The following is a 10,811-nucleotide window of genomic DNA, read 5'->3' on the forward strand; positions in this document are numbered from 1 at the left end:
CTGTCATCCCCGCCGGGCCGGTGGGCGGCCGTTACCGGCCGGCCCGCCCCGCGCCGACCGGAACGCACCCGGGCTCAGGCCCACCTCGCGGGTGAAGAACCGGCCGAAGTTCGTCGGCTCCGGGAAGCCGAGCCGGCGACCGATCCGGGCGATCGGCTCGTCGGTCGCGGCCAGCAGCCGGCTGGCCTCCAGCGCCACCCGGTCGTCGATCACCTGCTTCGCGCTGCGCCCGGTCGCCGCCAGGCAGGCCCGGGTGAGGGTACGCACCGAGCAGCCGATCCGGGCCGCATAGTCCTCCACCCGCCGGGTGTGCTGGTAGCCGCGCTCGACCTCCTGGCGGAGCCGGCGGAACGTGGCGTTCTCGGTGCGTGGCCCGGCCCCGGCCGCGTCCCCGCCCGTCGGGGCCGGCGGCAGCAGCGCCAGCCGCAGCAGCAGCACGGCGAGCCGGTGCCGCACCAGCGCGCGGGCGGCGGGCACGTCCGGCTGCCGCCGGCAGTCCACCACCAGCTGGGTGACCTCGTTGCGCAGCACGTCGGCGTCCTCGCCCGCGAGCTGCCAGTGGGCGGGCACGTCGGCGGCGGCGTCGACGTCGAGGCCCCGCAGGGCCGTGGCCGACCAGCGCACCACCACCGCGTCGAGCCGGGTGGCCTCGCACCGCAGCGCCTGGCCGGGGCGGGCCCGCAGCAGCGTGCCGGGGCGGCAGGGCAGCGGCCGGAAGTCCAGCTCGGCGGTGCCGTGGCCGCCGGTGACGAGGACGACCAGGTCCGCGTCGAGCAGCACCGGGCGTCGCCACTCGACGCCCTCGGCGAGGTCGCCGAGGGCGAGCGTCGTGATGTCGTCGGGTCGGGGTGGGGAGGCGTCGACGCGGGTTGCCGGGGGAAGCTGACCGGAGGGGATCATCGTCTGCGACGGTATCCCGCGCGCGGGACGGTCGCATCCCGGCGGGACTGCCAGGGCCGCTTTGCCTTCCCGGTCGGCCGGGTGGCTTGTCGGGGTGCGGCCGGCGGGCTACGTTACCGATCGGTAGTGCCCGGGTCCGGCGGGTGCCCGGCGGCCCGCCGAACAGCGAGGGGATGGGCATGACGGATCTGTTCTCGGTCGAAGGCAAGACGGTCCTGGTCACCGGCGGGTCGCGGGGGATCGGGCTGATGATCGCCCGGGGCTTCGTGCGGGCCGGCGCGCACGTGGTCATCTCGTCCCGCAAGGCCGACGTGTGCGAGGCCGTCGCCAAGGAACTCTCCGCCGAGGGGCGCTGCGAGGCGATCCCGGCCGACCTCAGCCGCGACGAGGGCGCGCTCGGGCTCGCCGAAGCGGTCCGCGAGCGGACGGACCGGCTCGACGTGCTGGTCAACAACGCGGGGGCGACCTGGGGTGCGCCGCTGGAGGCGTACCCGGAGAGCGCCTTCGACAAGCTGTGGGCCGTCAACGTCAAGGCCGTCTTCCGGCTCACCACCGCCCTGCTGCCCGAGCTGCGGGCGGCGGCGAGCGCCGACGACCCCGCCCGCGTGATCAACATCGGCTCGATCGACGGGATCCGGGTGCCCTGGCTGGAGGTCTACGCGTACTCGGCGACGAAGGCCGCCGTGCACATGCTCACCCGCAGCCTCGCCCACCAGCTCGCCGGCGAGCACATCACCGTCAACGCGATCGCGCCCGGCCCGTTCGAGAGCAAGATGATGGCGTTCGCGCTGGACGACCCGGAGGCGCGGTCGGCCATCGAGAAGCAGGTGCCGCTGGGCCGCATCGGTCGCCCCGACGACATGGCGGGCGCGGCCATCTACCTGTCCTCGCGGGCCGGTGCCTACCTGACCGGCGCGGTCATCCCCGTCGACGGCGGGGTCACGACGCACGGCTGAACGCGCAGCGCGTACCCCGTGGGGTGAAAGCCCGGGGCCGCGCGGACTCGGCAGATCCGCGCGGCCCCGGGTGTGGCGTGGTCAGCGACCGGCGAGGAGCCGGGTCACCGCCGTGTCGACGTCCAGGTGGTCGGCCTCCCGGCCGCGCGGGACGACGACGTAGGTGCGCCGCAGGAAGCGCACCAGGACGCTGCGCGGCACCTCGAACAGGGCGTTGCCGTCCGGGGACGACAGCGCCAGCGCGACGAAGTCCCCGCGCGGGGTGGCCCACGGCCAGACCCGCACGTCGCCGATGCCGGCCGGCTCATCGAGGCCGGTGACCAGCAGCTCGCGGGCGAACGACCAGCTCACCGCCTCGCCGCCGGCCGATTCGGCATGGAACAGGACATGGACCGCATACGGGTCAGCAGGGTCGTAACGCAGGCTGGCACGCACCGGCAAGGCGGTGGCGTCAGGCGCGACGAGCCTTAGCGACGTCTCGACCTCTACGGTCGTCGGTCGGATGACACTCATGGACGTTCTCCCCCCGGCACCGCTGCGGAACGCGCGTGTCCCGCTTTCCCCATACTCAGGTGCTACCTCTGGCTACGCTCCGCCATACGCTGACTTCACCCTGTGGTGGGAAGAGGGTCGGAAACGCCGCTAGAATGTGAAAATTCTTGTACGATATCCGGTTTTGCCCAATGCTTGATCCCGCCCGGCGTCGGGGTTGGTTCAGACGTCGACTTACTCCGGTAACGTCCAGTGGTCCGATGGAGTGACGGGCCGCGGCGACACTGGGGGACGAAATGACCACGAACCGATCCTCAATGGATGTCGCGGCCCGGTCCGGAAACCCGAACGGCGGGGTCCGGGCAGCCGAAAGGCGGGGGTACGCAGTGCCGAAGCAACAGCGTGGCCGGCGCGGCCCGGGAGCACCCGGCGACGCGTCGACCGGGGGTGGAACGGCCGTCGCCGGACGGCGCGGCGGACGCCTGCGGCAACGCATCAGCACCACCCTCGACCTGATCCGCGCCAACCCCACCGGCCGCGTCGCCCTCAAGATATTCATCGCCGTCGCCGGTGCGATCGTCGTCACCGTCGGCATCGCGCTCATCCCGCTGCCCGGCCCCGGCTGGCTGCTCGTCATCGCCGGGCTGGGCGTCTGGGCCGTCGAGTTCCACTGGGCCCGCCGGCTGCTGGCCTTCACCCGCCGGCACGTGCACGCCTGGACCCGGTGGGCCACCAGCCGGTCACTGCCCGTGCGCCTCGTCCTCGGGTCCGTGGGCCTCGTCTTCGTCGCCACGGTCGTCTGGCTGTCGCTCAAGTACAGCCTCGGCATCGACCTGGTGGCTCGGGCGCTGCACTACCTCGCGACGCACTGACCCCGGATTCGCGGTCCGGTCCCTCGATCAGGTAGAGTCATCGTCGCTGAGGGCGATTAGCTCAGCGGGAGAGCGCTTCGTTCACACCGAAGAGGTCACTGGTTCGATCCCAGTATCGCCCACGCAGCTCAGGCCACTTCCCGGCTTCGGGAGGTGGCCTTTCTGCTGCCCGTACAGCAGCGAAGTACAGCAGTTCGTCATCGCGTCAGGGATTCGCCGAGGCGCTTGAGCGCGTCTCTTGTCGCCTGCGAGGACACCTGCGTGTAGATCTCCATCGTCACGGAGAAGCGGGCGTGCCGGAGGATCTGCATGGCGACTCGCGGGTGCACGTCGAGGTCGGCCAGGAGAGTGGCGCAGGTCCGCCGCGCGTCGTGGACGGTGATCGGCTTCGTTGCCGCCTTGTCGCAGCGGGTCTGCCAGGAGCGCTGGAAGTTGCGCGGCTCGATGGGCGTGCCGTAGCGGGTGGTGAACACCAGGTCGTTGTCGTGCCACGCCTTACCGGCGGCTGCCCGTGCCTCGTCGCGTTGGTGTTGGCGCAGTCGGAGGGCGGCCAGGCAGACGTCGGGCAGGGGCAGGGTGGCGTCGGATGCCTGGGTCTTGGTGTCGCGGTGCAGGAGCTTTCCGCGTACGCGTTGCAGTTGCCGGCCGATGGTCAGCTCCCCGGCGTCGAGGTCGACGTCCGCCCAGGTGAGGCCGAGGGCTTCGCCTTTGCGTAGGCCGGTGACGAGGACCAGGGCGTACGCGGCGTAGAGCGGATCGGCGTCGGCGCGGGCCGATTCGAGGAACCGGCGTGCTTCGTCGCTGGACCAGGACTTGCCGCGTCGACGGCGGACGGTGGCCAGGGTGACCGGGACAGCCGGGTTGCGGGTGATGAGGTCTTCGGCCTGGGCGTGGGTGAGGGCGGCGCGCAGTGCGGCCCGGATGTCGCTGACCGTGCGCGTCGACGGGACCGCCTGGCAGCACCGGCCGACCGCGCAGCAGCGTCGCTTCTCCTTGCGGCGGGCGGCGTCCTTGCCCTGGGCGCAGCACTGGCAGGTGCGGGCCACCTGGTTGAGCCAGGTTTGCACGTCGCGTGCCTGGAGCCGGTCGAGTCGCTTGGTGCCGAGGCCGGGGGAGAGGTAGCGGCGGACGAACGTCTCGTAGGTGGCGTAGGTGAGCGGCGCCCGGTTCGGCTCGATGATCTCGGTCAGCCAGTAGGCGAGGAAGCTGCCCACGGTCGGCACGCTGGTCGCCACGGGTCCGGCTTTGGCCTGCTGGTGCAGTTTGATCCACTTGTCGTGGACGGCGTCGCGGGTCTTGCCGTAGACGTACTTGCGGGTCCGCTTCCCGTCGGGCTTGGTGACCCAGACGTACGCGGCGAAGCCGTTGCGGTAGGGGAAGATCGAGCCTTCGCCGTTGGCGCGGGCACGGGCGGGCATCAGGCGGCCTCCTGCCGGTCGATCTGCTCGCGGATGTAGTCGTCGACCCATTCGGGCAGGATGCGGCGGTACTTGCCGTCCTTGATGGAGCGCAGCTCGCCGGTGGCGATCTTCATCTTGACCTTGGATATGCCGAAGCCGAGCAGGACGGCGACCTCGGCGGGGGAGTACCACCGTGGGGTGAGGGGTCGGGTCACGCCGCCACCCCCGACCACGTCTCGTGGGCGAGTTCTTCCCGGCCGACGCGGCTGCGTTCCCGGTGCTGGGCGGCGGCGGTGTTGGCGAGCAGCGCGTCCCCGTCGGTGAGCCACCCGGAGCCGACGAAGGCCAGGGTGCCGACGCTGAGGGAGCCGTCATCGGCGCGGCGGTAGGTGGCGCGGGTGTCGCGGAGCAGCCCGAAGGTGACCGAGTACCGGCGGGCCTTGGTGAGGAAGTGACCGCCGTAGCCGAGCATGTGCGCCCACCGCCGCAGCCCGGCATAGACGTCGGGTGTGGTGTCAAGGTCGCCTTGACGGGCCTCGGGCTGGGTGGCGGTGTCGCTGGTGCGGTGCCGGGTGGGACGGCCGAGTCGCCAGCAGGCGTCGATGAGCCGGGCCAGGTGGTCGCCCTCCGGATCGGCGTAGGCGTCGACGGTGCCCGGGGTGAGCCGGGTGGAGCAGTGGCCGGTGACCTCGGTGGCCTTGGTGGCGTACTTGGCCAGGTAGGCGGCCACCCTGGCGTCGGTCACGTCCCCGTCGCCGGTGCCGATGCGGCGCACGTCGACCTGCTCACCCCAGGCGATCGACCAACCCTGCGGCCGGTCGGGATGCGGCGGGGTAGCGAAGGTGATCTGCCGGGCGGCGGCGTGCACGGCGGCGTCGAGGTCGTCCACGGTGATCCCGACCGGTGGCGGGACCAGGGCGTGCCGGTCACCGGGATCGACCCCGTCGAGACGCAGCAGGACATGGAAGTGCACCGCGCCCCGGCGCTGCATCTCGGCGACCTTCCCGTGCGACACCCGCACCGGCGGCACCCGCCGAACCCGGCCGGAGTCGGTGACGACCTCGACTCTGGGGATGCCGCGCCGGTTGCAGAGGGCGGCGAGGTGGCGTTCGACGGCCTGCTTGGTGCGTCGCCACAGCTCACCGGCGAAGACGTTCCAGACGACCTGGTGATCGTGGTCGTAGCAGTCCAGGCAGAGCGGCCGACCGAGCAGCGAATCGCCGGAGTCGTGACGGGTAAAGCAGGCCCCGGGCCGCCCGTGCGGACAGGTGCCAGCATCGCGGCGGGCGTGGCAGGGGGCCGGTCGGCAGTCGCAGCGCCGCCGGTCGGCACAGGTGTGCCGGGGTACGTGCCGGTGGTGGACCGGGCCGAACGACGGCGCGGTGAAGGTGGCGAAGACGACCGGGTGCCGGGCCACCGTGGCGGGGACGGTCTTGCCGCCGGTCAGGCCACAGCGGACGATCTGGAAGGCGTCACCGGCGTAGACCCAGGAGCAGTCCGGGCACTGGGCGGCACGCCGGTTGCCGCACGCCTTGTAGAGCACCCGATCGGGCAACTCGTCGGTGTGCTGCTCGCCCAGGACCCGCCCGGTGTCCCGGTCGACGGCGGTCATGGTGCCGGTCAGCCGGACCGGACGGGCACAACCCCCGGCGGTCCGGGTGTGCTCCAACCAGCCGAAGTAGTCGGGGGTGGCGGCCCGGTGCAGGGCCTGGGCGGTACGACCGGCGGCGACGCCGGGACGGTGCAGGGTGGACACGGTCTCTCCTCAGGACAGGTGGCAGGGACGGGCGACGAAACACCACCGGTGGCCGGACCGCTGTCCGTCGGTGGTGTTCGTGGTGTCTCCTGGCACCGCCATGGAGGGCGGCTGACGCCGGAGGGCGGGTGTGGCTGACCGCCGTTGAGGTGTGGTCCTTCCGGTTGCCGTGCTGGGTAAGGCCGGGACGGGTGGGGTGCCTGGAGGTCGGCATCCGGCGGGTTGCCGCAGGCGAGCCCCACCCGTCGAGGGAATGCGAATCCGGGCCATCGTGACGGCGGGACGACCGTGTTGGGCCACTCAGCGGATTCCGGGGCCGACATCGCGGCCATCGTGATCGAGAACCGGCGGGATCTGGCCCGCATCAGCGGCAGGAAGGCCGCTCAGCATCTCCATGGTCGAGCCCAGCGATCCGGCAGGAAGGCCGCACTGGCGTGCTCGACGACCGCCAGAGTAGCACCGGGTGCCGACTCGTCAACCCGTCGTGAACCTCGGCGCCGAGTTGGTCCGGACCGGCTGCCGGGTGGTGTGGGAGGACTTTCTGTACGTCTATCAAGGCGGCCCTTGACGGGCCGCACGCGCCGCCGCCAGGGCGCGTGCCCGTCGCTGCGCTGGCGCTCCGACTCCGGCCACGCAACACGCCCGGCGGCTGGCGCGGAGGGCGGATAGCCCGGTGGGCCGCCGAGTGACGACAGGTCGTTGTCCGATGGGGTGGCGGGGCCGGCAGCCGGCCGGGCCGCGCGGCGAGCACCGCGCGGCGTAGGGGAGCGCACGCCGGGTCCGTCGGCGGCCGGCGGGCCGTGGCGGGTTGCGGTTACTGCGCCTCCGGCGGGGGCGCTCCGGCTCCAGGATGGCCGGGGGTCCGTCGGCGGCTTGCGGTCCGTGGGTGGTTGCGGTGGGAGCCATCCCGCCCACCGTCGACCCGGGCGAGCCGAGCAGACCACCGCCCGACCCGCCAGCGTCCGTACGAGCGTCAAGGCCGTCTTGACGTGGCGGGCCGGGCGGCGGCCCGCTCCACGGAGTGCGGGTCGACGGCAGACGGGATGAGACACCGATGCGGTGGCATCGCCAGCTTCAGCTACCCGTTGATAAGCGGTTCTGTAATGCATACAAGAAGAAGAGCTTGTTTGTTTGCGCTTTCTCTAGCCCCTGATCTCGCAAGGCTTTTGCCTTCAGGAACGGGTAAGCCGCTGCGGCGACTGCCGGCAGTAGTGCGCTTAGGCCAATCGCCAGCCCGCCAGCAGCTATCGTCAGCGCTCCCGCTCCCGAGGCAATGGTGGCCGGGTCCGACGTGAGAGCATCGACTAGCCTCCTCGGATATCTTGCTGTCGCTATTTCCCTTCGAATCTCTTCCATCGCGGGCGCGATATCCCGATACCACCGGAGATCCAATTCGGCCGCTATCTCTTGACTTGACGTCATCTGCGCAACATCCTGCGACAAGCTGACGATTTCGCTGCGGAAATGCGGTAGATAATCTTTCAATTCTTCTCGTAGATCCAAGACCTCGATCATTGGGAGGTCATCAAGGCCCTGAATTCGAGACACGATAGCATTTCCTAGAAATGCAGGCGTAGGGGTGGTCTCGTAGTTAACGTTCGGCTCTGGTGCGGCAATGCTGGGGTCCATGAGGGCAAGCCTGCGCGGGTCTTGCAGCCTCTCTAGCATCCCCGCAAAGCTCTCTTCCAGGAACTCCTCGTTCGCTAGGAACATGCGCTCCTGTGGTGGAAGGTCTTCAACCCACCCTTGTACTGTCAGCACCTGTCGATCTATGGCAGGGGCTAGATCGGGGGCAATAAGCATCTCGTGCCTATCGCGCCACAGTCGACTGAATGCTTCGACCATCTTGGAAGACTGATCTGAATGTCGTTCGAAGAAAGGAATGACAACAGTCGAGAAGGCGTGACGGAGTTCTTCGTTAGTGTCGCATCGCCTCATGGCGTCGTTGACTGTACTTGCCTCTTCCGGGTTGGCCAGATCATCTGCAGTGAGGCCAAGATTCTCTAAGTCTGCCGGATCGCGCTCGATCGACAGATTAAGGAACGCGTTCATCTGGCGCATGGGCATATTGAGGATGCGCCAACCGTGCATGCCGATGAAGTGATGTACCGTGGATCTAGAGCTAACCAAATTGACATGATCGGCGAAAAGGATCGCCGGCTTTACCAGCCGCGTGTCATAGCCCGGAGACTCCCTCAGCCAGGGAGAGTTAAAGTCGAAGCCGTTGTTGGGCACAAGCCTGATTGGGTCAGAGATGACCTCAACTTCGAAGGTTGGCAAGCCGACTCCCCAGTGTCCCGCCGGACGGTCAGAGTCAGGGTAGGGGCCGCCCGCAAGAGGTACCGGTCGAGTGCGGCGACTCGCCAAGCGGAGCCAGCCTGATCACCAACACGGGGGCAGGACTACCTCGAAATCGAGGCACCTTCCGAACTGGCGGTCCCACCTGCCTAGCGGCTGTCGGTACAGGCACTACGCCACTACGGTCTATGCCATGGAGGAGGACCCACAGGCATAGCCTGGCGGGCTCGTATACGAGCAGCGGGTTCGATCGAGCGCGACCGCGAAGCACTCGCGCGTCTGGTCGACGAGGACCAGGACCCGGCCGAGGTCTACTACTAGGAGTCGGCCAGTGATCCGGACGCGCGAGCGATGGATCAGGCGCAGCGTTCCTACGCCGGCCAGTACGAGCGCAAGCTCCGACGACTTGCGCACGGACGTAGGCACTCGGAGGACTAGGGCCTGAGCCTCGATCCACCGATGAAGGTCGGTTCGAGGGGACCCCGGATATAGAAAGCGCCCTCTGAACTGGAAGGATAGGAGTTCTTCAGGCTTCTATCGCTCGGTTCGAGAGGGCACCTCGCAGGTGAGATTACGCTATGACGCGCCGGTGACGGCGGTGACGTTCGACGACGCGAATCTGGTGTCGTGCGCCGGCCTGGTGCCGGTGATGCGCCTGGCCGAGCAGGCCGGTCTGCACGACGCGGTCGCCGGCCGGGTGCGCCTGCCGACGGACAAGGGCGCGAATCCGGCCGGCAAGGTCGCCACGATCGTGGCCGGGATGATCGCGGGCGCGGACAGCATCGATGACCTCGACGTGGCCCGGCACGGCGGCATGCGCTCACTGTTCACCAGCGTGTACGCACCCTCGACGCTCGGGTCGTTCCTGCGCACGTTCACCCACGGGCATGTGCGGCAGTTGCAGGCCGCCGCCCGCGACACCCTGATCGGCCTCGCCGCCCGGACACCGCTACTGGCCGGCGCGGACACGCTGTGCTTCGTGGACATCGACTCGATGCTGCGGCGGGTCTACGGCAAACAGAAGCAGGGCATCGGGTTCGGTCACGCCAAGGTCGGCGGCTACAACGTCTACCTACGCGGCTACAACCCCCTCATCGCGACACTGTCCACCCCGCTGACGGCGCCGGTCGTCGCCGCCACGAGGCTGCGCTCGGGTGACACCGGCTCCAGCAAGGGCGCTGCCAGCATGATCGCCGAGACCATCACCACCGCCCGCGCCTGCGGCGCGACCGGCGAGATCGTCGTACGAGCCGACTCGGCGTTCTACGCCAAGGCCGTCATCAGCACCTGCCGACGCCACCAGGTGCGGTTCTCGGTCACCACCCGCATCGACACCAAGATCCGCACGGCCTGCGACAGCATCGACGATGACCAGTGGACCGGCATCCGGTATCCGCAGGCCATCTGGGACGAGCAGGAACAACGGTGGATCTCCGACGCGCAGATCGCCGAAACCGAATACACCGCGTTCGCCGGCACCCGCCACGCGGCGACCGCCCGGCTGATCGTGCGCCGCATCCGCCGCGACGACCCCACTCAAGCCCCGGGCCAGCAAAAACTCCTGCCGGCCTACCGATATCACGCGGTGTTCACCGACAACCCGTTCACCCTCGTGCAGGCCGAAGCCCAGCACCGCCAGCACGCGGTCATCGAACAGATCAACGCCGACCTGATCGCCGGCCCGCTCGCGCACCTGCCGTCCGGCCGGTTCAACGCCAACGCCGCCTGGCTGACCTGCGCCGGCATCGCCCACAACCTCACCCGGGCCGCCGGTCACCTCGCCGCCGGCGCCTGGACGACCGCCCGGACCACCACGATCCGGACCCGGATCATCACCGTCGCCGCCCGCCTCGCGCACCGGGCCCGCACCACCCACCTGCACCTACCCGAGCACTGGCCCTGGCAAGCCGGATTCGAGAACCTGTTCACCGCCGTTCGCGCCGCACCCGGCTGACCACCGCATACCGGCCGGAACCAGGCGGCCCGACCACAGGCCACGAACCCCGCCCCACCCCCGCACAACCCTGCCCGGAGCAAGCCGATCACGTAATCGGCGATTCCGTCGTACCCCCAAAAACACCCGATATCAGAGCTATTCAACCGCGATCATCACGAACCGCGTCGGTGGATCGAGGCT

The 10,811-nt window shown here is 69.7% G+C and carries 9 protein-coding genes, 1 tRNA gene and 1 pseudogene; 5 read left to right on the plus strand and 6 right to left on the minus strand.

From position 1 onward, the window contains the following. Positions 1-3: 3 nt before the first annotated feature. The gene (locus GA0070558_RS30805) at positions 4-900 is read right to left on the minus strand and encodes a helix-turn-helix transcriptional regulator (protein WP_091286465.1); all 897 of its coding nucleotides are present in this window, start codon (positions 898-900) and stop codon (positions 4-6) included. Positions 901-1,079: 179 nt separating this feature from the next. Here GA0070558_RS30805 and GA0070558_RS30810 point away from each other — a divergent pair, with 179 nt between their 5' ends. Further along, positions 1,080-1,856 carry a RhlG family 3-oxoacyl-ACP reductase gene (locus GA0070558_RS30810; RefSeq protein WP_091286480.1) on the plus strand — a complete coding sequence of 259 codons (777 nt, stop codon included), beginning with the start codon at positions 1,080-1,082 and terminating at the stop codon, positions 1,854-1,856. An 81-nt stretch (positions 1,857-1,937) separates the two neighbouring features. Here GA0070558_RS30810 and GA0070558_RS30815 read toward each other — a convergent pair whose 3' ends face one another. Next, positions 1,938-2,369, minus strand: coding sequence for an SsgA family sporulation/cell division regulator (locus GA0070558_RS30815; protein WP_007075525.1), 432 nt, complete (start codon positions 2,367-2,369; stop codon positions 1,938-1,940). A gap of 296 nt (positions 2,370-2,665) precedes the next feature. Here GA0070558_RS30815 and GA0070558_RS30820 point away from each other — a divergent pair, with 296 nt between their 5' ends. Continuing rightward, a complete protein-coding gene (locus GA0070558_RS30820; protein ID WP_091286467.1) occupies positions 2,666-3,220 on the plus strand; it encodes a TIGR02611 family protein in 555 nt (184 codons plus the stop codon). Positions 3,221-3,270: 50 nt separating this feature from the next. Continuing rightward, positions 3,271-3,342 (plus strand) — tRNA-Val (locus tag GA0070558_RS30825). A 75-nt stretch (positions 3,343-3,417) separates the two neighbouring features. Here the strand turns inward: GA0070558_RS30825 and GA0070558_RS30830 are convergent. From GA0070558_RS30830 to GA0070558_RS33115, 4 genes are all read right to left on the minus strand, one after another. Then, entirely contained in the window at positions 3,418-4,638 is a 1,221-nt protein-coding gene (locus GA0070558_RS30830; RefSeq protein WP_091286470.1) for a tyrosine-type recombinase/integrase, read from the minus strand. Further along, on the minus strand, positions 4,638-4,835 hold the full coding sequence (locus tag GA0070558_RS30835; RefSeq protein ID WP_091286483.1) for an excisionase family DNA-binding protein: 198 nt from the start codon (positions 4,833-4,835) through the stop codon (positions 4,638-4,640). The genes GA0070558_RS30830 and GA0070558_RS30835 overlap by 1 nt, the downstream gene beginning before the upstream one ends. Continuing rightward, a complete protein-coding gene (locus GA0070558_RS30840; RefSeq protein ID WP_091286472.1) occupies positions 4,832-6,376 on the minus strand; it encodes a replication initiator in 1,545 nt (514 codons plus the stop codon). The genes GA0070558_RS30835 and GA0070558_RS30840 overlap by 4 nt, the downstream gene beginning before the upstream one ends. A gap of 1,074 nt (positions 6,377-7,450) precedes the next feature. Next, positions 7,451-8,656: a hypothetical protein gene (locus GA0070558_RS33115; protein ID WP_141722382.1), complete on the minus strand. Its 1,206-nt coding sequence runs from the start codon at positions 8,654-8,656 to the stop codon at positions 7,451-7,453. Between the two features lie 211 nt (positions 8,657-8,867). Here GA0070558_RS33115 and GA0070558_RS30845 point away from each other — a divergent pair. Together GA0070558_RS30845 and GA0070558_RS30850 are read left to right on the plus strand one after the other, a co-directional pair. Continuing rightward, positions 8,868-9,112: pseudogene (locus GA0070558_RS30845) on the plus strand (hypothetical protein). A 127-nt stretch (positions 9,113-9,239) separates the two neighbouring features. Continuing rightward, entirely contained in the window at positions 9,240-10,628 is a 1,389-nt protein-coding gene (locus GA0070558_RS30850; protein WP_176734104.1) for an IS1380 family transposase, read from the plus strand. Positions 10,629-10,811: the final 183 nt, after the last annotated feature.

It is taken from the genome of Micromonospora haikouensis, from assembly GCF_900091595.1.
Lineage (GTDB): Bacteria > Actinomycetota > Actinomycetes > Mycobacteriales > Micromonosporaceae > Micromonospora > Micromonospora haikouensis.

Excerpts from the sequence above, each read along its gene's own strand:
- GA0070558_RS30805 (WP_091286465.1), bottom strand. The coding sequence starts at position 900 with ATGATCCCCTCCGGTCAGCTTCCCCCGGCAACCCGCGTCGACGCCTCC.
- GA0070558_RS30810 (WP_091286480.1), top strand. The coding sequence starts at position 1,080 with ATGACGGATCTGTTCTCGGTCGAAGGCAAGACGGTCCTGGTCACCGGC.
- GA0070558_RS30815 (WP_007075525.1), bottom strand. The coding sequence starts at position 2,369 with ATGAGTGTCATCCGACCGACGACCGTAGAGGTCGAGACGTCGCTAAGG.
- GA0070558_RS30820 (WP_091286467.1), top strand. The coding sequence starts at position 2,666 with ATGGATGTCGCGGCCCGGTCCGGAAACCCGAACGGCGGGGTCCGGGCA.
- GA0070558_RS30830 (WP_091286470.1), bottom strand. The coding sequence starts at position 4,638 with ATGCCCGCCCGTGCCCGCGCCAACGGCGAAGGCTCGATCTTCCCCTAC.